The sequence below is a fragment of the Ktedonobacter sp. SOSP1-52 genome, assembly GCF_016587395.1.
The window spans coordinates 1-24969 of sequence record NZ_BNJH01000002.1 but is presented as its reverse complement, the minus strand read 5'-3'; the positions used below and the strand labels follow the sequence as shown (position 1 = coordinate 24969).

Here is a 24969-nt window from a genome sequence, read left to right as displayed (position 1 = left end):
CAAAGGAGAAAAACGCGATGGCAGAAACGAAGCCAGTAAAAGACAGCTATCCGTATGAGCAAACCTGGAAGAGTCTGACAAAGAAGCAGCAAAAAGAAGCAACGCGACGTGCCAACAGATCAAAGTTGACTATTCCAGTGATTTTGAAAAACCATTACGTTGGCAAGTAGATTCGTAACGAATGTTGCAGGATGATGTATGAAAATTTTATGTCATTCCACGCACTTTTTCGATTAGCCAACAAGAATAGAAGGTTCAGAAGAGAGGATGTGCTGGTGGCGGGCGCTAGAATGGGCACTGGAAGTGGGGCGTGGTGGCTGTTGGAACGCCAGTGAAGAGATGAGCGGAGTGATTTATCACTCCGCTCATCTCTTCACTGGCGTTGATTGGCTAAAGGCGTGCTTGCTATGCGTATACATGTAGAAGCAGTATGACTTGCATTCTGGTTGTGATTCGTGTATGCTTGCGGCGGGAATGTTGTAGAGCGTAGGAAAGGACCGCCTTATGGACGAAGAGAAGTGGGATCGGTATGAGCAGGAGCGGAAAATCATTCAACCTGAGACGCAGGTGCAATTGGAATTATTGACGGCGACGTTGGCGACGGGGACGGTTGATGAAACGGTGAGGTTGTTACTCCGATCACGTTCACTCTGGCTAGACATTGTTGGCATGGTCGAATCGTTGCAGATGGATTGGCAGCTTTCCGATCCGAAAGAGGTGATGTTACTGTTGGTGCGCCAGGCACAAGATCGGGAAAAGCGAGAATCTCCCCTGCTCACCCTCTTGGAAGAATTGGAGCATAGCGGGGTCACTGATCCTGTGGCGTATCTTCATCAGTTGGTGCGTCAAGATCGCTTGCAGCACGGCATGTCTGAGGCCCTGGTTTCCTATGAGCAACTGCCATACTCTCATCTGGTGGGCATTCAAACCCCTGCGGCGAGAAGAGAACGCTGGCGTCGCGCAGTGTGGACTATCATGATGCATAATCGGGCCTGTGCGCGGAGTGAGGATCGCTGGTTCATTAACCACTGGGCAGTTTTAGCGCTTGCTGGTGGGGATCCCCTTGCTCTGGGTAGATATCTTGAAGCGCGATCAGAAGGGCTACGACGCCATCATGATCTCTATGAGATTCACCCTACTATGAATCAGAAGGCCGTGTCTATCATCGATGCCCTTCAGATTCCAGAGTATCCTCTTCCTCCTGGCGGAGAGGAAGTTTGGGCGCAGATTGATGAGCAGCAAGATCTTTGAGTTCTTTCCAAGGAAATGCGCCTGGATGCTCCATATTGAGAAGATAGAGGCATCCAGGCGCATTTCCTTGGATGTACTTCTAACCGAAAGAAAGCCCGAACCGATAACGGAGATGATCCACATTGCTGAGGAGCCGACGGCTTTCCCCTGGGGACAAGCCTGAAGAAAGCAGAGAAGGAGCTGAAGAGAGGGCCTGCTGGTGGGCCCTCGAACAGCGTGTTGTGTCTGTCGGAAAGAGGGGAGAGAAGATGAGCGGCGCGACGAAGTACGCTCTCTTTCCCCTGGTGCTGAGCATCTGAAGGTGCTTCTTATGCGTATGCATGTAGAAGAAGTATGATTTGTATGCCGTTTGGATTCGGTTGCTCCTCGCTCGTTTGGGGCGCAAGAACGAACCCGTTCCCAAACACCCCATTAGGGCGTCGACTGCTTCCAATGACCCTCGGAGATGACGTTGACGACGCCATCAACCACTTGTATGGCGGTTTGATCGTCAATCAAGTATGTCGGCACCGGCATGCTGGCGGCCCATTTTTCAGCGTTGGCCATGGAATTGTCTGGCATAGAAGGGTAATCCAGATGCGGAAAGATCGCAAAATCAACCAGCCCCAGCGTTCTATCGCCACCAGTGGGCGGCTTCCAGCGGACGAAGTCCTCCCCGATGCTGGGGGCCATCACCATGCTCCCGGCGCTCAGTCCCACATAGACCATCTCGCACGGCAGCTCCGGCAAGAGATTGGCCAGTCCGGATTGCCGCATCCAGTAGCACAGATACATGGGATCGCCGCCTTCCACCAGCAGGACATCCGTCTCCTGGACCAGCGGGAGCCAACGCTCTTCACCGATACTGGGCAACGCGGTGAGCTCCAGCAAGCCCAACGACTTCCACCCCAATTCGCACATGGAGGTGTATCCGTCAGGGAATGGAGCGGTGTTGGTCTCTCCGCGGATCAGGCGGGCGACCATGGACGAACCATTGGTGTTGGCGTGCAGCGCGGTGGGAATGTACAGGGCGCTGCACTCAGCGATCGGTTTGCCCAGGAGCGCTACCAGCGCGTCATGGATACTGGTGTTGGTGATGCCACCCGAGGTAAGAAGAAATTTCATAAATGGTTCTCCTTGCCAATTTCATGGGAGCCGAAAGGCTCCTCCAGTCCTTCTCGCGAGAGACTGAAGCAGAACTCCCCCAGAACGGAACGACTGTGTTTCTGCCAACATGGGTCGTCTGCTCTCGTTATCAGTCTTGCACACAAAGGTCTTCCGCTCCCCAATTGCATGCAAGATATTCTACCATCTTACAAAGCAAAAACTTCTCCTATCTTGCTCTTTTGGCCATGCAGCATTACCGCCGCGCATTCCAAAACACGGTCTCAATGTGGAGCATCCTGGCGCATTCCTTGGGTTCCATCCTTTAACCGAAAGCTCGAACTCATCACGGAGATGATCCACATTGCCGAGGAGCCGAACAACCCGTTGGAGAGTCATGACCTGCTCGGCGAGGAGAGTGGATGCGAGCCAGAGAGAACCTGCTCCTGGTTTGTATCCACTCTCAAATTCCTATAGCCTTAAAAACCCTTCGAGTTCTCATGGCGTCTCCTCCTCTTTTTTTGCCGCCGTGTTGTCTGATGTCCGTACGATATGACGGGTTACAATAACAGTAACTTTTGACCCCTCTGATTGTAGTAAAAGTAACCGAAGATGTTACTGCCATAAGCTAGGAAGAGAGGGAGGAGTCCCCGTAGTTTGCCTGTAGTAACAGTAACAAAGTCTATGTTTCTCCCATGATCATGGTAAAAGCAGGGATTTTGTCATGATTTGCTCGATTTTTCAGTGGAGAGAGGGGGAATCTGGCCGCTTATATGTAAATTTGTATGTAAAAAGAAGGGACTATTTGCGAATTATTTGGGTGGACTATTTCTTATAGTCGTTAAAGAAAGAAAGAGGAGAGGCAGATCAGGGGGTGAAGGAGGAGTGTAGGGGAGGGAAAGACAGCGTGTATCGAGCAAAAAGCGTGCAAAAAAGAGCAGCAAAGAAAACGCCTCGTGAGAGAGGGGAACCTGTGGTGTGAGGTGTGCGAAAGAAGTGAAAGAATTCTTTGCGGGGTAGATGCTGGCACAAGAGAAAAAAGAGCCATTCCTGTCAATGGCTCTTTTTTCTCTTGTGCCAGCAGAAAGGTGTGACAGAAAGCATAAATTGGCCGCTGCGGCCACTTAGCTAGACTTTATCCATATTAGGCTGCAAAAGCGAGCGTCTGAAGTTCTTTCAGCGCTATATCGGGCGCCATGAGAGCAGGGAAAGCATGAATGGGGTGGATAGAGGTCATTGATATTAAATCCTTTCAAATATCATTATGCAAATCATAACATAGGCGCTGACTGTACTGTATATTTTTTTATGTAGATAACTGGTTTCATGAATGAAGGGTTACCAAGGTAGATATGGAGGAGAAGGGAATGGAAAACACCAAACTCTGCGTTCTTATGGTCTATTTGCAAGCAATGTTAGTAGAAACCAGAGGGCATATCTGACCATCTGAAAAAGATAAAGGAGATTCGGCATCCTATTCTCACCAAAGAGGAAATCTGGTTAGAAGGAGAATTTGGCGATGATCACGATCGCGGAGGAGCCGACGGCGTTTCCCTGGGGAAAAGCTGTTGCGCTGCAAGAGGACCGGGTGAGCATGGCCGGAGATGATGTGCACGCAACGTGAGACGTCCCAGAGGTGTGTATTTCGATGTCCACATGGAGAAGAGTGTTGCTAGGATGATGATGGATGGGATCACAATGAGATGTACTGTGAGGAAGAGGGCACAAAAAAAGAGAGAGCCAAATGGTCTCTCAAAAAAGCTGACCTAGAAAGTATACCTGAGTATCGCGAAAAAATCAAGGGTGCGGTGAAACTCGGGTGCGGTTCATTTTTTTGCATAGCGTCCATCTTGAAGGGGTCTGTCAAGTATTTTGTGGACTTTCAGCTAATTGGTAGGAAAACGATCAGCGAATTCGATGGCAAAGCGGTTGAGGGCGGCTTTCCAATCACGCAGCGGCATGGTCCATTTCTTGGAGACGGTTTGGACAGCCAGGTACATGATCTTGAACACGGACTCATCCGAAGGGAAAATACGGCGATTGCGCGTCATTTTGCGCAGGGTCATATTGAGTGATTCAATGGCATTGGTCGTGTAGATGATCTTGCGAATGTCTTCGGGAAAGGCAAAGAGCGGGATCACGTTGGTCCAGTGTGCTCTCCAAGAGGCACTGATGGTAGGATACTGCTGATCCCATTTCTCAGCGAAGAGTTCCAGGTTGAACTCAGCTTCCATTTGGGTACTCGCCGTGTAGATCGCCCGCAGGTCAGCGGCTACCTCTCGGCTGTGCTTGTAGGCAACAAAACGCAAGGAATTGCGCACCAAATGGACCATGCACAGTTGCACCTGGGTACGAGGAAAGACCGTTTCGATGGCCTCTGGCAGACCGGTGAGGCCATCAACACAGGCAATGAAGATATCTTTGAGCCCTCGATTGTGCAGTTCTGTAAACACGGAGAGCCAGAATTTGGCGCCCTCTGTCTGTGAGATCCACATCCCCAAAAGGTCTTTCTGTCCTTGCATCGTGATGCCGAGCACCAGATACAAGGCTTTGTTGATCACCCGTTGGCTCTCACGGACCTTGACGACCAGACAATCGACGTAGACGATGGGATAGAGAGCATCAAGAGGACGGGTTTGCCATTGATGCACCTCATCGATGACGGCATCGGTCACATTGGCGATCAAGGTGGGTGAGACCTCCACTCCATACATCTCCTGCAATTGGGCCTGAATATCACGGGTGGTTTGTCCGTGAGCATAGAGGGTGAGGATCTTCTGCTCGAGACCTTCCAAACGGCTCTGATGCTTTCTCACGAGCTGGGGTTCAAAGCTGCCTTCTCGGTCACGAGGAACACTGATCTCAACAGGTCCTTGCTCGCTTTGGAGCAGTTTCCGGCTTTTCCCGTTGCGAGCATTGCTGCTTCCTTCGGCTTTGGGAGCGTATTTGGCATAGCCCAGATGCTGCTCAAGTTCCGTCTCCAAGCAGCGCTCAATGACGGCTTTGGTCAGTTGCTTGAGGAGACCACCTTCGGCGAGAATATCCTTGGGGTCAGCGTAATCCTTGAGAAGTTCGTCAAGTATCTCTTTGCGTATGGTCATGGGATGATTCCTTTCTGCTGCTACTGCTCTCTCTATTCAGTATGACCTCTACACAAAATACTTTACAGTACCTCTTGAAGAGCTCGCCGGAAAAAGTCTGCCGTCCCCAGCGCTTCTGTCCCTCGGTCCGTCCTTTGAGAGCCGTTGGGGGTGGGGAGGTGAGGGGAAACAAGCCAGAAACAAGCCAAGATGAACGGAAGGGGAAGGCGCCAGAAGGTGTGCTGCAGGCGCAGAGAGGCTCTGCGCAGTGCCCTTTGACTGCGAGTCCGCAAACGCTGGAGGCGGCAAGTGCGCCATGCGGCTCTGACGACATGCCAATCCTAGGTCCATCGCTCACTGCACAGGGTGGTCCGCAACGCCAGCATGGGATTAACTTGCTGGCGATCCCAATGCATCCCTATTTACTACTTCCTCCCTCCCCTCAGCTTCTTTCCCTCCCCTTGGCTCTTCTTTTCTAAAAAGCTCTTCTATTACTCCTCTACGTTGACAATACCACTTTCATAGAAAAAAAATCCATTAAGCACACGTTTATCTCCTGTAGCACAAAAAATTAACCAGAAAGGATATGTCCTACTCTTGTCACAAAAGCAGTAGGATGTAGCACAAACATCGATGACTCCACACTTTTCTCTACGCCACAAGACAAACGTGTCTCGTCTCTGCTTGAAACTGGCGCTCTGCTTCGCGCTGGCATTTCTTGGAGGTACCCTTCTATTCCCCGGACAATCGGCCCATGCTGATACTGGCACACCTCCCTGCAGTGGCATTCAGTATGGCGCCTTTAGTCAAAGTATTTCCTTTATCGTCGCCCAGCGCCAGGGCTACTTTGCTCAGGAGGGCTTAAGCATCTGCTATAACCAGGTCACCGGTTCGGTGCAGCAGTTTAACGATCTGCTGGCTGGCAACTACGACCTGATTTCCACTGCCAGCGATAACGTGGTGAATCGCTACGTCAACCAGCAGCTACCTCTACAACTTTTCTCGTCGTTTGATAGAGGCACTGGTCTTGACCTCGTCGCCAATACCAGTAATGGCATCAATAGCATTGAAGACTTACGCGGAAAATCCATCATAGTTGATGCTCCAGATAGTGGTTTTGCCTACGCCTTGGAGAAGATATTGCTTGAGCATGGACTTTCCTTGGCAAACGGCGATTATTCATTCCAGCCCGTGGGCGGTGTCGCGCTGCGTTACCAGCAACTCCTGGCCGGACAGAACACCTCTGGCCCGGTCTACGCGACGCTCCTTTCGAGCCCCTTTACTGTGTTAAGCACCTATCAGCCTCACCTCAAGATTCTGGATACGCTCTCAAACTATGTCAATCCCTACCAGGGTACGAGCCTGGCTTCGACACGTACGTACGCACAGGCGCATCCCGAGGTAATCGAGGCCTTTCTTCGTGCCATGATCCGCGCCCAGCGCTACGCCCTTGACCCGGCGAATCACGATACGCTCATCGGAGATATCGCCAGTGTTTTCAATGTCTCACCCCAGGTCGCCAACGATATCCTGGTAGATGCCTTTAACGCGCAAACTGGCGAAAGCGTGAATGAAGAGCTCGATACGCAGGGCCTGATCAACGTCATTAACCTGCGCCAGCAATTCAACGGCTTTACGACCAGCATCGATAGTAAGCAGCTCGCCAAATCCAAAAAGGACGGCCTCTACTACGATAAATATTGGAAGGATGCGCTAAGAGACGTCAAGACGGTTTCCTAGTAGGCACCACCTCGGCGGTACGCATGGTTGAATCTCTCTATTCCCTCGAGACAGGGGCAACCAGGGCGTACCGCTTTAACAGGCGTTTCCGGGATATGGTGGTAATTTCGATGAATGTTGAACACTTTTTAGGGGTCTCGGTCACTTTCGGTGGAAAAACACAGCAAAAGATTGCTCCAGAGAGCCGGGGAGCCTTTTCTCGGTTGTGTTGCAAGAATGATGAAGAAAATAAGATGAGCAGAGAATGTCTCCCTTTGTTCTGTTTAGGCAACCTCTCCAAAGAGCCTGGTAACCAAGGCAACCAGACCTTTCACATCTCCTTTGTTTACCCCTTGTAGCTGTCCTTTTCGCAGCATGTTCATCATCTCGAATCCTTGCAGTGTTCGCCAGGCCGTCTCGAACGAGAAGAAACCCATCCCCGGCTTCACCAACCGTTTGATGAAGCGATGGTCTTGTTCAATCAGATTATTGAGATACTTGACCTGCCGTAATGCGCAGTGTTCAGGAGGGTACCTTTCTGCTTTCAACGCAGCAAAGGCTTTGGGATAGGCGGCGTTTTTGTCCACGTTGATGATGCGTGGTTCGCTGCAATGAGGGGCCGCAAGTGTTTTCAGCAAGAAGCGCTTGGCGGCTTCCCCATCCCTGGTCGAACTTAGTACGAAGTCGAGTGTATTGCCCTGCGAGTCAACAGCTCGATAGAGAGAGATCCATTCCTTCTTGACTTTGATGTACGTTTCATCGACCCGCCAGGAGTCATTGGAAGGCTTGAGATGCCGTTGGCATCGCTTATTCAGCTCCGGGGCATAGCTTTGGACCCAACGATAGATCGTCGTGTGGTCGACCGAAAGCCCCCGCTCAGCCATCATTTCTTCCAAGTCCCGGTAGCTCAAAGCAGAGCGGAGGTACCATCGTACGCACAGGAGAATCATGTCGGATTGGAAGTGACGCCATTTGAATGGATGCTGATCTGTCATAACGAGGCCCTCTTTTGCTCTTTTCTCTCAAATTTAGCAGATCTGCTTACTTCTTGCAACATAACCTCTGTGCGAGCGTAACCGCGACCCTCGCGGTTACGCTCGCACGTCTGAAGCCTTTCGACCGTCCCCGGGCTGTGGCATTCTGGTCTTCACGCTAAAGTCGAGGAAACTTAACTCCTGCCACAGGCCTGGCAGGCTCCTGATGTAGAGGAAAGACGCGCTCAATTCTTCCAATCGACGGGGTTGATGCCTGCACTGGTAATGCGAAGAAGGACCTCTGAAGGGCCAGCCTCGGGTCGCGGAACGTCTTCGTAGGAAAGAACCTCTGGTCTGCCGAAGGAATGAACGCATATAGCGTTCATGATGCTCATGTTATTTCTCCTCTACAAAAAAAATCTAGAAGCTGACTAGCTAGGAGATCAGGATACTCCTCTGGGACAAAGTGACCGCAATTCTTTATGATACCCCCGCGTACGTCCGTTGCGAGGACTTCGAGCGCCTGGCGCGTCTTGGGTCCCAAACTCTTGTCGCCACCAAGTGCAAGCACGGGAATGTGTAGCGGATTTTGGGCACTCATGGCATTATTCTTGAGATCCGTTGGAAGCGCTTGATACAGTTCAAATCCAGCACGCAAGGCTCTAGGATCTGAGTAGGTGCGCACGTATTCGTCGATGTCAGCTTCAGTAATTGCACCTTTCACGGCAGGAAGGTTTTCGTAAAACCATGAGAGGTACACGCGTTCGCGTCCACTTATCAACGTTTCAGGCAAATTTGGAATACGGTGAAACGTCGCAAACCAGGCATCATTTCCTAGAGCTGCATCACGCACAGGATCACCGCTGCGGACAAGACTTTCAACAATCGCGAGTCGCTGAACACCATCACGATGTCCCGCAGCGTAGGCATAGGCAATAGATCCACCCCAATCGTGTCCAACGAGCAGTATGTGCTCGAAGCCGAGCTGAAGAGTAAGCTGATACACATCTTCAGCAATGGTGCGCTTGTCATAGCCATTTACGGGCTTCTATGAATCACCCAAGCCACGTAAGTCAGGAGCAATCACCGTATAGTGTTGTGCAAGTATAGGAATCATGTGTCGCCACGCAAACCATGTCTGAGGCCAACCATGGAGCAAGACCAAGGGTGCGCCATCGCCCATGCGAACGTAATGAATAGTGACATCGCCGACCTGAGCAGTGTGATGTTCAAATGCGGTGCTGAGAGACATTCAAGTCAATCCTTTCACAGGTGTAAAGGTCTTTTGTTAGTAGATTACGACCTGCCACATGCCTGGCAGACCGAAGCGTTATTGTTGCTGGTGAATAGTTTAGTTTCTCAGTGGGCGGAAGAAGGCTCGTATGTCCTCGACCAATGTCTGTGGCTGCTCCAGTGCGGCAAAGTGTCCTCCCGCTTTCATCTGTGTCCAACGTTGGATATTGTAGTGTTGTTGAGCAAGCGAACGTGGTGGCATAGCGATTTCTTCCGGGAAAACTGCAACGGCGGTTGGAACCTCAACTCGCCCAGTAAGGAGTTCGCCCTGGTGAGAGGTCTCGTAGTAGAGACGAGTCGAGGAGTTGATGGTCTGAGTAACCCAATAGATCATGACATTGGTGAGGAGTTCATCTTTCGTGAAGACGCTCTCGATGTCACCTTGACAATCGCTCCAGGCGCGAAACTTCTCAATGATCCAGCCTGCCAGGCCGACCGGGGAATCATTCAAGCCATACGCCAGCGTTTGGGGACGTGTTCCTTGAATACGAGAGTAACCGGACCCTTCAGTACTAAATCGTGCGAGCCGTTCGCGCCAGCGCCTTTCTTCTTCGTTTGTGGCATCTTCCTGCTGATAGTTTAAGCGCGATGACAGAAAATTCAGGTGAATGCCAACGACTTTGTCGGGGTAGGATCTCCCTAACACGGAGCTGATAGCGCTGCCCCAGTCACCCCCCTGCGCGGCAAAGCGTTCGTAGCCCAGGTCTTGCATGAGTGAGGCAAAGACCTCTGCAATACGTGCGACAGAGACACCGCGCACGTTCGTCGGGCCCGAGAAGCCATAGCCAGGAAGCGAAGGCACAACGACGTCGAAGGTATCAGCGGGATCTCCACCAAATCTTTCAGGATCGGTCAGAGGGCCAATAATCTTGTACATCTCGAAGAAGGACCCAGGCCAGCCGTGTGAGATGAGTAGTGGGAGGGGGTGGGTTCCTTTCCCCTTCACGTGAAGAAAGTGCAACTGGATACCGTCAATTTCCGTTTTTAATTGAGGGAAGGTATTGAGCAAACGTTCCTGGGCTCGCCAATCATAGCTGTCGTGCCAGTATCTGACGAGTTTCTGCAAATACGACAGGCGGGTTCCATAGTCCCAATCCGCATCAGGAAGTTCATCAGGCCAGCGCGTGCTGGCTAACCTCTGCCTGAGATCAATCAGGATATCTTCAGCCACTTGAATGGTAAAGGGTTCGCTCATCATACGACGCTCCTCCGTTCTTCAAGAAGGTGTCTTCTTGTCTATAATGATCTGCTTTTTTCCATCGTTCTTTTCAGTGTTGCAGAGCGATCACTGGAATGCGGCAGGGGCGACCCTGTCGCTTAGGCAACCGCAAAATTGGGTTCACTCCAGCTGCCTCTCGACCGACGTTCATCCTCGGATGGTGGCTTCCGTCGGGGTGGTATGGTGGCGTACGGATATCATAGCAGGTTTTGTGGAATGGGTTTACTCAAACTCATTCCACAAAACCTGCTATGATATCTACCCTCTTCCTTCAGCGCCGCTCAAAAGATCGAGCAAAAGACCGGCGATGGGCGTGGGCGACTCCACCTGTTGCGCTGTCTTCTGGAAGAGGACCGCATCCTTCAGCGAGACCGAGTTCCCGTGAGAGGATACAAATCGCTCGGCGAACCTCTTGCCATAGTTCCGATAGATGGGAGAAGGCAATAATGGGGATGATGGGTCTGCCAGCATATCCATCACCGCTTTTGGATCGACTCCGTTTTTCTCAGCCATCACAAGTGCTTCACCCATCGTGTGTCGAGCCGATATGATCATGAAATTTCCGACGAGCTTGACAATATTTGCCGCACCAACCTCTTCGCCAAAATCGAAGATGCCCATTCCCCCCATCGCCTCAAGCAGCGGTCGGACGCGTTCTTTAGCTTGTTGCGGACCGGCAATGGGAATCCAGAGTTGGCGAGCGACAGCCGCCTCTGATCCACCAAAGATAGGCGCCGCGACATAGCTAGAGCCACATTGTGCGTGCAGTGCCGCCAGCTTCCTCGCCGTCTCAGGCAGCACCGTGCTCATCGAAAGATGTATCCCACCTGGTCCCAGTTGCTCTAAAAAACCGTTGCTCATGACGACGCTTTCCAATGCCGCGTCATCCCACACAATGGTCGCGACAATCCCCCCTCTCGTTACCGCGTCAACGGGTCGGGCTGCCAGGTGCGCGCCCTTCTCAACCAGCGGCCAGGCTTTGCTCTTAGTGCGGTTGTACACCCAGAACCCATACCCGGCATTGAGCAGATTGCTAGCCATTGGGAAACCCAGGTTGCCAAGTCCGATAAATCCAATTGCTTCACTCATTTTTCTCTATCCTTCTCCATATCACTGGGTTGGAACTTGCCCATCAGTATTCCTTGGGTCAGAGGACTCTCGACCATGCGCTCGATATGATGCGTCCGAGAGCCACTGGCTCAGCGCCAGTCCCACTCCTGCACCCACAAGCACCATGATCGCACCAATGACCGGCGAGGGCTTGAGAGTCATATCGCAAACAAGGCCGACCGCGAGCCCCAGACGCGTCAAGACTAGTACCCACATCCACGGTACACGCACCTGGCTCGCAAAGGGGGCGGCAGCGTCAGCCTCCTCCGTGTTGACCAGCGCAACCATTTGCCGCAGGGTCCGCCCGGTGAAGGCCCCCCCACCGAGCAAGACCAGTGCGAGCCAGGATGCCAGCGCCACGATAATCCAGCCCTGCCAGGACCAGGCGTCGAACGCCAGGAAGAGCCCGAAGCCCAGGACTGCGATCCGTGCCCAGGGGCCGAAGGCCGCAGAGACCTGCAGCGCCCAGACCCAGGGTCGCGCGTCATGTGCGCGCTCGGCGCGGCGCAGACCAGCGGTAGCAAGCCAGTCCAGGGCGAGGCTGGCAAAGACAGCAACCACTGAGAGAATGTGCAGAACAAATACTATCGTGTAAAGCATTGCTATAGCTCCTACGTAGGACAAAACATGCAATTCTGTGTCGATGTTCAAATTCCGGTGGACCCTACGAGTGGACGTACATATATATGAAGCAGCGTCATCATGTATCCGATCCTCTTCAAGGATGGTAGCCGTGTATGCAAGTAGCAGATCCGTATGGAAGGGATTACCGGGTTATGAACGATTTCGCTCTTGATACCAGCGAATGGTGTTCCGAAGCGATTCCTCCCATGGTGTGGCCTGCAAACCGAAGGCTTGCTCAATGGTGCTGCTATCTACGATCTGGGGTTCTATATATTGATAGAACAGTTCTTCGTACTCGCAGGCAAAGGTCTCATCAAAGATGTTGGCTGCCTTGGCCTGTTCTATTGTTGAAACAGTGAAGATCTGAGGAAGTTGCCCAAGCCCAAGCTCCTTGCCGATGTGTTGAAGGACCTCGCGTGTTGTGATGATGGGTGGTACGGGTAGGTGCCACTCTCGTCCCAGTGCTTCCTCTCGTTCTCCGAGCACAGCTAGGCCTTTCGCGATATCAGGCATATAGCTGTAACTATGAGGAAGATCAATATTGCCAAGCGTCAAGGCTGGCTGACCAGAGAGTGCTGTCGGAAAGACATACTGGCCCAGCGCCGAATTGAGGACACGCGGCCCAAAGAAATCAGCCGCCCGCCCGATGGTCACGTGGACCTTGCCTGTGCGATGGGCTTGCAGGTAGCCCCAGGCCAATTCCGCACGCAGGCGACCTTTGCGCGACGTTGCCGCGTAAGACGTGGCTTCTGTCATCGGTTGCCCGTGCGTTTCTCCATACAGGTAGAGCGTATCGATCACCACCAGCTTCGCTCCCGCAGAGGCCGCTCCCTCGATCATATTTTCCTGTAAGCGGGGAAGAATCTCTGGCCATTGCTCGTAAGGGGCATGGGTGGCATTGTAGATGACCGCCGCTCCTCGGCTGCGTTCCTGAACAATGTCGAGTCTGGAGGCATCACCAGCAACCAGCTCTGCCCCAGTAGGGATCTCCCCCTTTCCGCTTCGATTGACGAGACGGACCCGTTTGCCTCGAGTAAGCAGTTCTTCAGCGAGCGAGATCCCGACCGGGCCGGTTCCAAAAATGACGTGCAGTTCGAGTGATTGGTTCATAGTAGCTCTCCTGTTTGGCGAATCAACTCGACCACTGGGATCAAGCGCGGATACGCTTTCTGTTGGTACTCAAGGAAAACAGGGAAGAGGGCGGACATTTTCTGAAAAAAGGTCTCTCGTTCCTCGCCTTCAAGAATCTTTGTCCGTACCGCAAAGGTCTCTGTTCCCAGTTCGACGCTCACTTCCTCGGGATGCGCCAGTACATTGCAAAACCAGGCAGGATGCTTTGGTCCTCCACCATCAGAGGCAAAGACAAACAAACGGTTTTCATCGGCAAGGTAGGCCACGGGGTTTACCCGTTCCAATCCACTGTGTGCGCCCCTGGTATGAAGCAGCAAAAGCGGCACGCCCTTAAAGGGTTTACTCAATGGGGATGTGCCTCTGATGTGCCCATTGTTCTCACGAAAATCTCTGATAATGTCCTGGTTCAAAGGTTGATCTGTCTGTGGCATAGGTTCCTTCTTTTCCTTTCCAAAAAGTCCCTTATCGTGTGAAACAATTTCCACTTTCTCTCGTTGCAACGATGACCATCACGAGGTGCGAACCCCTGAGACAATGATATGGTTGTGTATTGCTTCTGCCTCCTCTCGTTCCTTTGTGCTTCTCTTCCCTCCTCGCGCGACAGGTGCAAGAGGGGTTTGTGCTGAACCCTCTCAGTGGCGAGGAAAATCGGTAGAACACGATAAGGACTCCCAGCGATCAAGATCGCTCAGTTGTTGCTGCAGATGCTGCCGAATGATCGTGACGGCGTCGGTCCCCAGAGGAAGCCGCAAGGGAGGGTGCTCCGACTCAACCACTGCGATGATAGCCTGGGCCGCACGAGCAGGGTCGCCAGGCTGCCTCCCATTCGCCTGCTCCATGCCCTCACGTCGTTCTGTCATCACTACATCATATGCTGCTAGCGGCGCCGCCTTGATCATAGAACGACCAGCCCACTCGGTACGAAAACCACCAGGCTCAACAATTGTCACTTTGATGCCAAATGGCGCGAGTTCCCTGGAAATCACCTCCGACCACCCTTCCAGAGCGAACTTACTGGCACTATAGGCAGAGTTTCCAGCGAAGCCAGCAAGCCCTCCCAGTGAACTTATTTGCACCAGATGTCCCCAACCCTGAGCGCGCAGAGACGGCAGGACTGCCCGCGTCACGTTCATTGCCCCCAACAGATTCACCTCCATTTGCTGGCGAATTTGTGCCTCCGAGAGTTCCTCAAAAGCCCCAAAGAGTCCATAGCCAGCATTGTTCACAAGAACATCAATATGCCCAAAAGTGTCCAGCGCGGCTTTCACGGTCTCCTGGGCCTGTCGCGCGTTCGTGACATCGAGTTCGAGCGCTCGCACTTGGTCTGGCTGCGCACCTGTCAGAGCCTCGATCTGCTCGACATGACGGGCAGTAGCGATCAGGTGATCTCCATGTGCAATCACGGCCTGGGCAAAAGCCTGTCCAAATCCGCTTGAACAACCCGTAATCAACCAGACACGCTTCGATGATGAGAAAGTCATTGATTTCTCCTTGTCCATATGCATTATTGCCTCTGTATTTCCTTTCGGCTTCAGCCGAGGAAACATTGCCTCTTGTCGGCGACAATGACAGTATAATGCGGGTTTCACAAAAAAGCGTGATCATTTGGAGTCATTTTTGCTGAGGGAGGAGTATGACCCTTTGGGACTATTTCTGCTGGACTCTTCCACGATGACGGAGGCATCGGTGCTTCAGTCGGCTTTGTGGGGAAGGAGATCAAGCTGTTGCGCGCGTGCGAGGGCCTGCGTGCGATTGCGTACACCCAACTTGGCTAAGATGGCCTGTACGTGCCGCTTGACGGTGTTTGGAGCGATCACCAGGGCTTGCGAGATCTCCTGATTGGAGGCTCCCTGCGAAAGCCACTCCAGCACCTCTTGTTCACGAGGAGTGAGCGGATCAATGAGCGCTTGATGGTGAGCGGCAGAGGGCGAGCCGCTCTTCTCATGCATGCTTTTCTCTTCATGCAGAAACGCTTCGAGCAAGCGATCCACATAGGGCCTGCGCTGCTGCTCCAGGCTGCGTTTCAGAAGAGGCACAAGCTGGGGACCTTCATCGAGAAAGTGACGCAGATAACCTTCCGGTTCCCCGATCAAGAGGGCCTCTTCGAGCGCCTGCAACGCTTGTTGTTCTTGCTGCATCTGCTGATAGGCGAGCGCCTCCAGCAGGCACATTTCTAACACCTGCACCCGGCGCTCTGCTACCCGTGCCCAGGGCAGCCAGGGAGCGAGCAGTTGGTGCGCCTCTTCGCTTCTCCGTTCGGCTAGCAGGACCCGCGCCCCTGCTACCGCCTCTCGCTCCTGAGCAAACACCGATTGGAGGGGCACCTGTTGTTGAGCACGCATCCTCCACTGCACGGCGATGTCCTGTTTGCCCGTGGACAGCCAGAGCCGAACCTGCAGACCGGCGAGGCGCCAGGTCTGGGCATAGCGATTGTCACGGTAGGCAGGAAGGGTGAGTAAGCGCTGCAGGGTCTCTGAAGCTTCATCGAACTGCTGGCGCGCCAGGAAGATCTGCATCAGGACCACATAGGCTCGATCAACAAGCAGCATGGAACCCGCTTGCTCCAGCAGATGCACGGCTTGTTGCGCCTGATCAAACGCTTGTTCCAGCTGATTCTGTTCGTACAACAGCGCCGCCTGAGAGGCAGCCAGCACTCCCCGTGCGAGCGGCAGCTCCCAGTGTTCCAATGCGAGGAGGGCGAGTGCCTGCTCAGCTTGCTTCAACTGTCCCAGCATGAGCAGATAGGACGAAGCGATACAGGACAAACAGGATGCGACGACCATCACACCCGATTGCTTATAGGCAGCAATGGCCTCCTGGAGGGCTTGCCATGCCGCGCTGACCTCGCCGCGAGCCAGAAATGCGAGCGCCTGAGCATCGTGCAGAAGAGCACGAACATAGCTATTGTCATCGTCAAGCACTTGCTTTGCTTGTTCGGACAGCGCGATGATCTCCTGCACATTCCCATAGGCCCCTTTGATCGCGGCTCGGAAGGCGAGTGTTTCTGCGAAGAGCTGCCCACGTGTGTTCCCCTCTGGCATCTGAGCGAGCGCGCTTTCTGTCCGGTCCAACCATTCCTCAGCGGCCCGAAAATCCCCCCAACTGTACCACAACCAGGCAGCAAACAGTCCGAGGCGGGGGTCCTGAGAAAACAGGTCAGCGGGTAATTGCTCGATCCACTGCTCCATCATGTGGATCTCGCCTGGTCGCCCCTGCAGGTCGCGGATAAAGCGCCCAAGCAGCGCGATGACATGGTGCCAATCACGGCTGCGCACCGCATAGTGCATGGCTTCATGCGGCAGCCCTTGCTCGGCGTACCAGGCGCTGGCCTTCCCATATAGGGCCTTGATCTGCTCCTGCGAAGTGGACTGATGGAGGCGACGGCGTAAGGCTTCTGCAAATAAGTGATGATATCTGTACCAGGTTCCTTCTGCGTCCAATGCCACCACGAACAGGTGCAGACGTTGCAGGTGCTCCAGCATCTGTTGGCTCTGGCTCTCTTCCCACAGCGCATCACAGAGAGGAACACAGAACTGGTCCAGCAGGCTGCTGATCAACAAAAACGTCTGGAGCCGTTCTGGTTGTTGCCTGAGCACTTCTTCGGTGAGATAGTCCAGAATGTAGCGCTGGTTGCCAGAGGCACGTGTCAACACATCAGAGAGACGGGCCTGACCCTGTAACGAGAGTGCGATCAGCTGCAATCCGACCAACCAGCCCTCGGTACGCTGCGTGATCGCTTCGACCTCTTCGTTGGTCAGTACAAGTCCCATCACCTCCTGGAGAAAGGCGCTGGCTTCAGAAGGCGTGCATTGCAGGTGGTGCGCCCGCACTTCCAGCAGCTGCCCACGAGCCCGCAGCCGATGCAGAGGCAATGGGGGATCCACACGGGTCGAAAGATACAGGCAGAGCTGTGGGGGAGCCGCTCGATCAGAGAGGCCAGACTTCGATGGATAGCAGGTGCAGTTATCAGGTGATAGTCATCAATGACGAGCACGTAGCGAGCCTCCGGTTCTTCCAGCAGCCGATTGATCAGCAGGGAGAGCAGGTCCTGCACAGGAGGCATGTGTTGCTTCTGCAGCAGGGAGAGGAGAGGGGTCATCAGATCAGGAGCACAACGGTGCAGGGCCAGGAACACGCACAGCCAGAACCGATTGACCTCATCATCAGAGGAATCCAGCGAGACCCAGGCGCAGGACCTGTGAGCCCGAGTGGTCAAGAACCACTCAGACAAGAGGCTGGTTTTTCCATAGCCAGCAGGAGCCGAGACCAGCGTCAAAGGATACTGAAGACCCGTCGTGAGCACCTCATGTAACCGTTGCCGACGAATGAGGGCATGCAAAGAAGTTGGCGCAGCAAATTTGGTACCCGCGATGACAAAATCGAGAGACATAACGGTAGTGATGATTTCCTTCTCTTCAGTCGTTTCTTCTCTATGAGAATTTGCTATCCCTTCAAGAGTTTCAGCTTTTCCTTGACATGTGCTTGGCTGACTTGAGTATAGCGTACTGTGGTGGCAATGGCAGGCGTCCCCTTCACGGTCACATGGCCCAGGTAGTAGGCCAGCTCTTCTAGCGACCATCCCGCCTCACGGGCTCTATGGGCAAAGTCGTGGCGCAGATCATGAAACGTCACATCCGCAATCAATTCCCATTGCTCTTTGGTGGCGTTTCGCTTGAGGGCACGAAACCAATGGTGAATACCTGCCTCGGTCAATTGGGGCGAGCGTTGGGAGGTGAAGACGTAAGGACTCTCCCGATCTCGACCTCCATGAGTCAAGTAGTCGTGAAGTGGTTTACGCACCTCATTGAGGAGATCGATCTCGCGAAACTTCGCCCCTTTGTGTCCCACTCGCAGCCACCCGATCTTGGGTCCAACATGCGTATGCTCCATCAACAGGTGAGCTACATCGCTCACCCGGCATCCAGCCCAGTAGCCAAGCGCAAAGATGGCTTTTCCTCGCAGGTCTTCATCCTGGTCTACCAGGGTGCGCAGGACAAACCTCTGATCAGGTTCGAGAATCCGGGGAGCCAGAATCTGCTGAGTTGGCATCTTGATACCACGAGTGGGATTGCGGCGGATGGCCTCTTTCTCCTCTATGAGCCACTGGCAGAAGCCACTCAAGACCGATTTCACGCGACTGCGATGACTCACACTGTAGCCCTGGTCGCGGAAAGTGGAAAGATAGAGTTCAATTCACTCGTAAGAGAAGGAATGTTCTGTGACGACTTTTCTCCTACGAGTCAGTCTAGCATGGATCATCTGCAAAAGCAAGAGGGAGGCGGGATACAGCACTTTTCTCTTGCTCTATTCGAGATAAACTCATCAATTACTTTGCGGGCTATGACAGCCTCGCTCATTTTGCCCCAATTATGGGCGTGTGGAAGCTACTGGCGGTCATAGCCTTCCTTGTGCCGCGTTTTCCTCGGGTCAAAGAGTGGGCCTACTCCGGCGAAATCATTGCCATGACGGATGCGGCTATATCGAACGCAGTGTGCAACCTGGGTGCAGCTATGGTCATTCAGCCTGTTATCTTCACCATTCTCGCGATCATTAATTTGACACTACAGGTTAAATAAAAGTACCCGGATGGGGGGGTAGGGCATCTCTACTGTAATAGTAGTTACTTATCTAGCGATAAGTAAAAGAAGAGAGAGAAGAGTGAATATGAGCCTGAATTTGGAGTATCGAGCGAGCAACGCGGAGGACGAGGTCGTCTTTCCCTGTCAATGGTATGCAGTTGCCTGGTCAAAGGACCTCAAGAATAAGCCCATCAGGCGGCGTGTGATCGGGCGCGAGATTGTGCTTTTCCGCGATAAGCAGGGAAACCTGGGCGCGGTACATGCCTTCTGTCCCCATCGCGGCGCGGACCTCTCGCTGGGTACCTGTGAGTCTGATGGCCTGCGTTGCGCCTACCATGCCTGGCGCTTTAATCGCGATGGCGAGTGTACAGACGTTCCCGCACACCCCAATCGCCTCATTCCATCTTTCGCCAATACCACAGCCTATCCAGTGCAAGAGCGCGTAGGCCTCGTCTGGGTCTATCCCATGCCCAAGCAAGAGATAGCAGCGCTCCCCGAACTCACCATCTTTCCCGAGTGTGAGGACCCTGATATCATAATGTCGCCTTATGAAGCCGTATGGGAAGCCCATCTGACCCGCGTCGTCGAGAGCGTGCTCGACGTTGCGCATGTACCTATCGTGCATAACAAAACTATCGGCAAAAACTCGCGGCCTGAGGTCGACATCGATTTTGATGTCAAGGGCGACCAGATCACCATTATCAACGGAGGCGGGCGCCTGGATTATATCTTTCCTCAGCACTGGATTCTGACACCTTCACGCCCAGGAAAGAGTAAGCTCATCAACTATGTGACTTTTACCCCCATTGATAAAGAGGTCACGGCAATCTTTGGCCTCGCGGGCCGCAACTTTGCCAAGATTCCAGGCATGAACAGAATCTTTTCACGCTATAGCAGTCGTGTTCTCAAAGAGGATCAGCGCGTTGTCGAGAGCCAGCATCCACGCCCCATTCCCGATGCGCTCCGCATGGAAGCCCATGTTCCCGCTGATGGTCCCCAGGTGCGCTTCCGCCATCGCTGGTACAAGTTCCTGACCAACGATGAGCCCCGCGTCTTCCTCAATCAGGCAAAAGCTTAGAAAATAGCTTGTGTTTCTTGCCTACCTGGGGTCATCGCATCATTTTGTGCTTTTTGTACACTAAGCCATCAGCGAGCTGGCAGCGGGCTGGGAAAGCGTGAGGAAAGTGCATGCGCCAACGCGTCGCAGAATGCTTGTCGCAAAATATGGCTGTGTTGCAAAGATTCACGAGGGAAGACGATGGGTGTGCAGTCTCGTTTCTTGTCGTGCTTAGGCGATGAGTCCAAACAGGCTGGCAATGAAGGAAATCTGTCCAGTGAGGTTCCTTTTTTTATCCCGTGGATCTGTCCCTTACGAATCATGTACATACTCTCATAGCCCTGTAATGTGTTCCAGGCCGTTTGAAACGAAAAGAAGCCCAATCCCGGTTTCACCAGCCGTTTCGTGCCACGAGTCGGTCATCCTTTTGAGATGAGACCGACAGCGCTTCTCAAGCTCAGGAGCAGAGCGTTGCACCCAACGGTAAATGGTGGTGTGATCTACGGAGAGTCCTCGTTCTCGCATGAGTTCTTCGAGGTCGCGGTAACTGAGGGCGTACCGCAAATACCATCTCACACAGACAAGGATGATTTCGGCCTCGAAGTGACGCCATTTGAAGGGCTGTTGCTCTGTCATGGGGGGCTCTCTTTCGTCCTTTTTCTCAACTTGTAAATTTGTATGTAAAAAGAAGGGACTATGTGCGACGTATTTGGGCGGACCATTTCTTATAGTCGTTAAAGGGGAGAGGCAGATCAGGGAGTGAAGGAGGAGGGTAGGGGAGGGAAAGACAGAGAGCATCGAGCAAAAAGCGTGCAAAAAAGAGAAGCAAAGAAAACGCATCGTGAGAGAGGGGAAGGTAGCTCCCCACTAAGATATTGTTGGCGAATTGATATGGAGCAAAATATGAGATACTAAAGGAGCACAAAAAAGACAAGCATTCAGGAGAGAACCCATGTCACTACATCCACAAGCGATCCCGCCAATCCCAGAAGAAACCGTACAGATAGCACGCGCCATTTTGCCCAAGGGAAATACATGTATTCATATGCGAGATGCATTAGGAACGTTTTTTCAGGATGAAGATTTCTTGGACCTGTTTCCAGCAAAAGGACAACCAGCGGAATCCCCTTGGCGGCTCGCTTTGGCGATGGTGATGCAATACGCAGAGGGGTTAACGGATCGGCAAGCAGCGGATGCAGTGAAAACGCGCATTGATTGGAAATACGCGCTTCCGCTTGGAAATCAAGGATCCAGGATTTGATTTTTCCGTGTTGAGTGAATTTCGTGGTCGTCTCCTGGCTAATCAAGCTGAGCGCCGTCTTTTTGATCTCATGTTATCTCAATTCCGAGAACGAGGCTGGATCAAAGCGCGAGGCAAACAACGCACGGATTCAACGCATGTTCTGGCAGCTATTCGAGCTGTGAACCGTCTTGAAGGTGTTGGAGAAGCCATGCGCCATGTCCTCAATATCCTGGCAGAAGTAGCTCCCGATTGGCTTCTTGAGCGTGTTCAACCTGAATGGGAAAAACGATACAGATCGCGCTTTAGCGACTTTCGTTTACCAAAGGACGAGAAAGCGCGTCAAGAGCTCGCAGAGCAGATTGGAGCTGACGGCCGAATGCTCCTGGAGAGCATCTGGGGCAGCACAACCCATGCCTGGTTACAAGAACTCCCAGCAGTAGAGATTCTGCGAAGGATTTGGATCCAGCAGTATCACGCGAGTGAGCAGGGAACGCCTTGGAGAAAAGATCAGGAGCTTCCCCCAGCAGCGCTCTTGATCCAATCGCCATATGATGTGGAGGCGCGATACAGCAAGAAGAAGCAGACAGGATGGGTTGGCTACAAAGTGCATTTTACCGAAGGATGTGACGCTGATCAGCCTCATTTTGTGCTCGAAGTTACCACGACAGCATCCACGCTCCCAGATGGAGACGTCATGGAAAATCTTCATGAACGCTTGGCTGGCAAGCAACTTCTCCCCAGCCAGCACCTGGTCGATAAAGGCTATGTGGACGCCGAACTGCTTGCCACGAGTCAGCATCGCCACCAGGTTGATCTGGTTGGGCCGGTTCTTCCTGATACCAGTTGGGCCTCAAAAGAAGCTGGGCGTTTTGATCATAGCCACTTCCACATTGATTGGAAGGCCAAACAGGTCCTGTGTCCGGCTGGGCAGACAAGCCGAGATTGGGGACATATCCCTGATCGACATGGAAAGCCAAGTCTGCGTATCCGGTTTCCCCTTCCCCTTTGTCGGGTTTGCACACTTCATGAGAAGTGCTCGTCAACCGCAGCCAAAGTGCTCATTTTGCGACCAGATGAAGCCAGCTATGTGGCACTTCAGCAGGCTCGAAAACGTCAGAAAACCGCTGAATTCCGGGCGTTGTATGCAGCGCGAGCAGGCATTGAAGGAACCGTTGCTCAAAGTGTACGTACCTGTGAGATACGCAGATCCCGATACATTGGCATGAAAAAACTCAATCTCCAGGCGTTTCTAACAGCGACCTCCATCAACATGCTTCGGGCTTGTCATTGGATTGCAGAAGCGAAGCTGGCAACCACGCCAACCTCTCGTTTTGCAGAGCTGCTCGCTTCTGTCAAGCAAGTAGCTGTTGCATAGCTTCTGCTCATTCGCCAACAATATCATGAAGTCCTACCGAGGGGAAGATATGGTATGAGATTTGCGAAATAATTGAATGAATTTTTTGCGAGGGAGATGCTAGGAAGTCCTAGAGCCATTGACAGGAATGGCTCTTTTTTTTTATCTTGTGCCAGCACCCAGGAGAGAAAGGAAAGGGAAAGGAAGCCGATGAGAACTCAGGCGAAGACGAGTGCGCAGTTGAGTGAAAGGCAACGGGAGCCGCGCATTGGAGCGGTTTGCGAAGATTCGGCCATGCGTGGAAGAAGGGGTGTCGCAAGCGGAGGTGGCGCGAGCGCATGGAGTGTCGTCCTCGACGGTGCAGCGGTGGATCAAGCGCTACCGAGAGCAGGGATTGGTGGGCCTGGCGCGAGAGGAACGAGCAGATCGTGGGCACAGTCGTGATTTGTCAAAGGAGGAGATCGAGCTGATCGAGGGGTTATATCTGAGCCGACCACGTCCGCAGCTGACGAGTGTGTATCGAAAGGTGTGTCGTGTGGCCAGGGAGCAGGGATGGAAGGAGCCGAGCTATGATCCGCGTGTATCGAATCGTGAGGAGGTTGTCGCCAGCCTTGGAGACGCTGGCACATGAGGGAGCGAAGGCGTATCGAGAGCAGTTTGAGGTGCTGGTTCGTTTTGCGCGCGAGTCGAGCCAATGAGCTGTGGCAGGTGGATCATTGTCGATTGCCTATCTGGCTGGTGAACGAGCGTGGAAGAGCGTGCAAACCGTATCTGACGATCGTGCTTGACGACTAGAGTCGTTGTATTACCGGATATCGGCTCTCGTTGGGGAGGGTTATCAGCCGCGCAAACGGCGTTGGCGTTACGGGGAGCGATTTGGTCGCGCGTGTGATGAGCGTTGGCCCATCTGCGGGATCCCCGAGAGCCTGTAGAGTGATCATGGCAGTGACTTTACGTCGAATCATGTGCAAGCCCTGGCGGTTGATCTGAAGATTGAGTTGCTTTATTCCCAGCAGGGGCGACCCCGAGGGCGAGGAAAAATCGAGCGTTTTTTTTCGGACGGTGGAACAAGAGTTGTTAGTGGATCTGCCCGGATATGCACGCGAGGGGTGGATTGGCGGTTGCAGGCGGAGAGTGACAGGCAGAGCAGACCAGGGGCGTGTCTGACGCTAGAGGAATTTGACGCGATATTTCGGACCTGGTTGCGCTCTGCGCTATCACACGCAGGTGCAGGAGGGGATAGGAGAGGCCCCGATGCGGCGCTGGGAGGCAGGAGGGGTGGTGCCAGTGATGCCCCCGTCGTTAGAACACCTTGATGTCTTGTGTTATTGTCCCACTTTGAATGATCATCTAAAGTGAAAAGTCAACTTTTGATTAGTTCAAATAAAGTGAAAAGTCAACTTTTGATTAGTTCAAACTGAATGGGGCTGAGATAGCCCAGGGTGGAATGTTTGCGCACCCGATTGTAGTATGCCTCAATGTATTCAAAGAGGGCAGTACGGGCCTCTTCATGGGTTGCAAAGTGTGCTCGTGATGTACATTCTCGCTTGAGCGTTCCGAAGAACCGTTCCATCACGGCGTTATCCCAGCAGTTGCCTTTGCGACTCATGCTCACACGAATCCCGTGGTCTTGCAGAAACGTCTGATAGGCATGGCTGGTATACTGACAGCCACGATCTGAATGGTGAAGCAATCCGGCCTCTGGCTTGCGATGAGTGATCGCCATTACCATGGCTTGCTCTACCAAGGCTTCATCTTGCTTGGCTGCCATGGCCCAGCCAACAATGCGCCGCGAGTAGAGATCCAAGACGGCTGCCAAATACATCCAGCCCAATGTACGTCACATCGGCGACCCATTTTTCGTTCGGGCGCTCCGCCTCAAAGACACGCTCAAGCACATTTTCGGCTGGCGTGGCAGCAGGATCAGCACGCGTGGTCAACACCCGATGGGTCGTGTGATGGGCAGCAAGCTGGGCTTGCTTCATGAGACGCACAACCCGTTTGCGGCCCACATGGATGCCTTCATCGCGCAGTTGCTCATGAATGCGTGGACTGCCGTAGCGCCCCTGATGCTGAAAATAGATTTTCACGATCTCTTTGGTGATTTCGCCATCTTCTCGCTCCCTCTGCGAGGGAGGGCGCTTCATCCAGGCGTAGAACCCGCCGACCGAAACCGCGAGCACTACACATGATCCGAACCTCAAATTGCTCCCGGTGATGCTCGATAAAGCGAAAACGGTCTTCTACGGATG

General features: G+C 53.1%; 22 protein-coding genes and 4 pseudogenes. 7 read left to right on the top strand and 19 right to left on the bottom strand.

Features of this window, described 5'->3' with window-relative positions:
- Window positions 1-17: 17 nt before the first annotated feature.
- Together JMJ16_RS15750 and JMJ16_RS15745 are read left to right on the top strand one after the other, a co-directional pair.
- Window positions 18-170 (top strand): hypothetical protein, encoded by a 153-nt coding sequence (locus JMJ16_RS15750; protein WP_201382965.1) that lies wholly within the window; start codon window positions 18-20, stop codon window positions 168-170.
- A gap of 334 nt (window positions 171-504) precedes the next feature.
- Window positions 505-1251 (top strand): hypothetical protein, encoded by a 747-nt coding sequence (locus JMJ16_RS15745; RefSeq protein WP_201382963.1) that lies wholly within the window; start codon window positions 505-507, stop codon window positions 1249-1251.
- 411 nt (window positions 1252-1662) lie between these two features.
- Here JMJ16_RS15745 and JMJ16_RS15740 read toward each other — a convergent pair whose 3' ends face one another.
- From JMJ16_RS15740 to JMJ16_RS15730, 3 genes and pseudogenes are all read right to left on the bottom strand, one after another.
- The gene (locus JMJ16_RS15740; protein WP_201382961.1) at window positions 1663-2355 is read right to left on the bottom strand and encodes a Type 1 glutamine amidotransferase-like domain-containing protein; all 693 of its coding nucleotides are present in this window, start codon (window positions 2353-2355) and stop codon (window positions 1663-1665) included.
- A 1865-nt stretch (window positions 2356-4220) separates the two neighbouring features.
- Window positions 4221-5435, bottom strand: coding sequence for an IS256 family transposase (locus tag JMJ16_RS15735; protein WP_201381603.1), 1215 nt, complete (start codon window positions 5433-5435; stop codon window positions 4221-4223).
- Window positions 5436-5496: 61 nt separating this feature from the next.
- Window positions 5497-5833: pseudogene (locus JMJ16_RS15730) on the bottom strand (ISKra4 family transposase); the annotation flags it as partial.
- A 250-nt stretch (window positions 5834-6083) separates the two neighbouring features.
- Between JMJ16_RS15730 and JMJ16_RS15725 the strand changes: the two are divergent.
- Window positions 6084-7154 carry an ABC transporter substrate-binding protein gene (locus JMJ16_RS15725; protein WP_201382959.1) on the top strand — a complete coding sequence of 357 codons (1071 nt, stop codon included), beginning with the start codon at window positions 6084-6086 and terminating at the stop codon, window positions 7152-7154.
- 263 nt (window positions 7155-7417) lie between these two features.
- Here the strand turns inward: JMJ16_RS15725 and JMJ16_RS15720 are convergent, their stop codons facing one another.
- The 12 genes and pseudogenes from JMJ16_RS15720 to JMJ16_RS15660 all read right to left on the bottom strand — a co-directional run bounded on the left by JMJ16_RS15720 (window position 7418) and on the right by JMJ16_RS15660 (window position 18635).
- On the bottom strand, window positions 7418-8128 hold the full coding sequence (locus tag JMJ16_RS15720; protein ID WP_201382957.1) for an IS6 family transposase: 711 nt from the start codon (window positions 8126-8128) through the stop codon (window positions 7418-7420).
- Between the two features lie 224 nt (window positions 8129-8352).
- Window positions 8353-8502: a hypothetical protein gene (locus JMJ16_RS15715; RefSeq protein WP_201382955.1), complete on the bottom strand. Its 150-nt coding sequence runs from the start codon at window positions 8500-8502 to the stop codon at window positions 8353-8355.
- A pseudogene (locus JMJ16_RS15710) lies at window positions 8499-9359 on the bottom strand (alpha/beta fold hydrolase). Before JMJ16_RS15710 ends, JMJ16_RS15715 begins: the two are co-directional and overlap by 4 nt.
- Window positions 9360-9458: 99 nt before the next feature.
- Window positions 9459-10598 carry an epoxide hydrolase family protein gene (locus JMJ16_RS15700; RefSeq protein ID WP_201382949.1) on the bottom strand — a complete coding sequence of 380 codons (1140 nt, stop codon included), beginning with the start codon at window positions 10596-10598 and terminating at the stop codon, window positions 9459-9461.
- 279 nt (window positions 10599-10877) lie between these two features.
- A complete protein-coding gene (locus JMJ16_RS15695; protein WP_201382947.1) occupies window positions 10878-11708 on the bottom strand; it encodes an NAD(P)-dependent oxidoreductase in 831 nt (276 codons plus the stop codon).
- A gap of 21 nt (window positions 11709-11729) precedes the next feature.
- On the bottom strand, window positions 11730-12329 hold the full coding sequence (locus JMJ16_RS15690) for a hypothetical protein (RefSeq protein ID WP_201382945.1): 600 nt from the start codon (window positions 12327-12329) through the stop codon (window positions 11730-11732).
- A gap of 174 nt (window positions 12330-12503) precedes the next feature.
- Window positions 12504-13463 (bottom strand): NAD-dependent epimerase/dehydratase family protein, encoded by a 960-nt coding sequence (locus JMJ16_RS15685; protein WP_201382943.1) that lies wholly within the window; start codon window positions 13461-13463, stop codon window positions 12504-12506.
- Window positions 13460-13915 carry a nitroreductase/quinone reductase family protein gene (locus JMJ16_RS15680; protein ID WP_201382941.1) on the bottom strand — a complete coding sequence of 152 codons (456 nt, stop codon included), beginning with the start codon at window positions 13913-13915 and terminating at the stop codon, window positions 13460-13462. Before JMJ16_RS15680 ends, JMJ16_RS15685 begins: the two co-directional genes overlap by 4 nt.
- A gap of 201 nt (window positions 13916-14116) precedes the next feature.
- Window positions 14117-14965: an oxidoreductase gene (locus tag JMJ16_RS15675; RefSeq protein WP_236601592.1), complete on the bottom strand. Its 849-nt coding sequence runs from the start codon at window positions 14963-14965 to the stop codon at window positions 14117-14119.
- Between the two features lie 210 nt (window positions 14966-15175).
- Window positions 15176-17254 carry a LuxR C-terminal-related transcriptional regulator gene (locus JMJ16_RS15670; protein ID WP_201382937.1) on the bottom strand — a complete coding sequence of 693 codons (2079 nt, stop codon included), beginning with the start codon at window positions 17252-17254 and terminating at the stop codon, window positions 15176-15178.
- Complete coding sequence (locus JMJ16_RS15665) at window positions 17254-17874, bottom strand: hypothetical protein (RefSeq protein WP_201382935.1); 621 nt, start codon at window positions 17872-17874, stop codon at window positions 17254-17256. Before JMJ16_RS15665 ends, JMJ16_RS15670 begins: the two co-directional genes overlap by 1 nt.
- A gap of 53 nt (window positions 17875-17927) precedes the next feature.
- On the bottom strand, window positions 17928-18635 hold the full coding sequence (locus JMJ16_RS15660) for a tyrosine-type recombinase/integrase (RefSeq protein WP_236601591.1): 708 nt from the start codon (window positions 18633-18635) through the stop codon (window positions 17928-17930).
- A gap of 155 nt (window positions 18636-18790) precedes the next feature.
- Between JMJ16_RS15660 and JMJ16_RS57115 the strand changes: the two genes are divergently transcribed.
- Both JMJ16_RS57115 and JMJ16_RS15650 read left to right on the top strand, forming a co-directional pair.
- Window positions 18791-19060, top strand: a complete 270-nt coding sequence (locus JMJ16_RS57115) for a DoxX family protein (protein ID WP_374229069.1) — start codon at window positions 18791-18793, stop codon at window positions 19058-19060.
- An 88-nt stretch (window positions 19061-19148) separates the two neighbouring features.
- On the top strand, window positions 19149-20141 hold the full coding sequence (locus tag JMJ16_RS15650) for an aromatic ring-hydroxylating dioxygenase subunit alpha (protein ID WP_201382931.1): 993 nt from the start codon (window positions 19149-19151) through the stop codon (window positions 20139-20141).
- 387 nt (window positions 20142-20528) lie between these two features.
- Here the strand turns inward: JMJ16_RS15650 and JMJ16_RS54365 are convergent.
- Window positions 20529-20756: pseudogene (locus JMJ16_RS54365) on the bottom strand (IS6 family transposase); the annotation flags it as partial.
- Window positions 20757-21072: 316 nt separating this feature from the next.
- On the opposite strand from JMJ16_RS54365, the pseudogene JMJ16_RS15640 reads away from it, so the two are divergent.
- Both JMJ16_RS15640 and JMJ16_RS15635 read left to right on the top strand, forming a co-directional pair.
- Window positions 21073-22738, top strand: a pseudogene (locus tag JMJ16_RS15640) (IS1182 family transposase).
- 223 nt (window positions 22739-22961) lie between these two features.
- Window positions 22962-23348 (top strand): helix-turn-helix domain-containing protein, encoded by a 387-nt coding sequence (locus tag JMJ16_RS15635; protein WP_255553216.1) that lies wholly within the window; start codon window positions 22962-22964, stop codon window positions 23346-23348.
- Window positions 23349-23508: 160 nt separating this feature from the next.
- Here JMJ16_RS15635 and JMJ16_RS15630 read toward each other — a convergent pair whose 3' ends face one another.
- The 3 genes from JMJ16_RS15630 to JMJ16_RS15620 form a co-directional block, all read right to left on the bottom strand.
- The gene (locus JMJ16_RS15630) at window positions 23509-23682 is read right to left on the bottom strand and encodes a hypothetical protein (RefSeq protein WP_201382927.1); all 174 of its coding nucleotides are present in this window, start codon (window positions 23680-23682) and stop codon (window positions 23509-23511) included.
- Window positions 23683-24113: 431 nt separating this feature from the next.
- Window positions 24114-24488 carry an IS3 family transposase gene (locus JMJ16_RS15625; protein ID WP_236601590.1) on the bottom strand — a complete coding sequence of 125 codons (375 nt, stop codon included), beginning with the start codon at window positions 24486-24488 and terminating at the stop codon, window positions 24114-24116.
- Complete coding sequence (locus tag JMJ16_RS15620; RefSeq protein WP_201382923.1) at window positions 24469-24921, bottom strand: IS3 family transposase; 453 nt, start codon at window positions 24919-24921, stop codon at window positions 24469-24471. Before JMJ16_RS15620 ends, JMJ16_RS15625 begins: the two co-directional genes overlap by 20 nt.
- Window positions 24922-24969 lie beyond the last annotated feature (48 nt).

Excerpts from the sequence above, each read along its gene's own strand:
- JMJ16_RS15740 (WP_201382961.1), bottom strand. The coding sequence starts at position 2,355 with ATGAAATTTCTTCTTACCTCGGGTGGCATCACCAACACCAGTATCCAT.
- JMJ16_RS15675 (WP_236601592.1), bottom strand. The coding sequence starts at position 14,965 with ATGACTTTCTCATCATCGAAGCGTGTCTGGTTGATTACGGGTTGTTCA.
- JMJ16_RS15630 (WP_201382927.1), bottom strand. The coding sequence starts at position 23,682 with ATGATTCGACGTAAAGTCACTGCCATGATCACTCTACAGGCTCTCGGG.
- JMJ16_RS15735 (WP_201381603.1), bottom strand. The coding sequence starts at position 5,435 with ATGACCATACGCAAAGAGATACTTGACGAACTTCTCAAGGATTACGCT.
- JMJ16_RS15680 (WP_201382941.1), bottom strand. The coding sequence starts at position 13,915 with ATGCCACAGACAGATCAACCTTTGAACCAGGACATTATCAGAGATTTT.
- JMJ16_RS15750 (WP_201382965.1), top strand. The coding sequence starts at position 18 with ATGGCAGAAACGAAGCCAGTAAAAGACAGCTATCCGTATGAGCAAACC.
- JMJ16_RS15695 (WP_201382947.1), bottom strand. The coding sequence starts at position 11,708 with ATGAGTGAAGCAATTGGATTTATCGGACTTGGCAACCTGGGTTTCCCA.
- JMJ16_RS15700 (WP_201382949.1), bottom strand. The coding sequence starts at position 10,598 with ATGATGAGCGAACCCTTTACCATTCAAGTGGCTGAAGATATCCTGATT.
- JMJ16_RS15720 (WP_201382957.1), bottom strand. The coding sequence starts at position 8,128 with ATGACAGATCAGCATCCATTCAAATGGCGTCACTTCCAATCCGACATG.
- JMJ16_RS15625 (WP_236601590.1), bottom strand. The coding sequence starts at position 24,488 with ATGGCAGCCAAGCAAGATGAAGCCTTGGTAGAGCAAGCCATGGTAATG.
- JMJ16_RS15650 (WP_201382931.1), top strand. The coding sequence starts at position 19,149 with ATGAGCCTGAATTTGGAGTATCGAGCGAGCAACGCGGAGGACGAGGTC.
- JMJ16_RS15715 (WP_201382955.1), bottom strand. The coding sequence starts at position 8,502 with ATGAGCATCATGAACGCTATATGCGTTCATTCCTTCGGCAGACCAGAG.
- JMJ16_RS15670 (WP_201382937.1), bottom strand. The coding sequence starts at position 17,254 with ATGGGACTTGTACTGACCAACGAAGAGGTCGAAGCGATCACGCAGCGT.
- JMJ16_RS15665 (WP_201382935.1), bottom strand. The coding sequence starts at position 17,874 with ATGTCTCTCGATTTTGTCATCGCGGGTACCAAATTTGCTGCGCCAACT.
- JMJ16_RS15690 (WP_201382945.1), bottom strand. The coding sequence starts at position 12,329 with ATGCTTTACACGATAGTATTTGTTCTGCACATTCTCTCAGTGGTTGCT.
- JMJ16_RS15745 (WP_201382963.1), top strand. The coding sequence starts at position 505 with ATGGACGAAGAGAAGTGGGATCGGTATGAGCAGGAGCGGAAAATCATT.
- JMJ16_RS15685 (WP_201382943.1), bottom strand. The coding sequence starts at position 13,463 with ATGAACCAATCACTCGAACTGCACGTCATTTTTGGAACCGGCCCGGTC.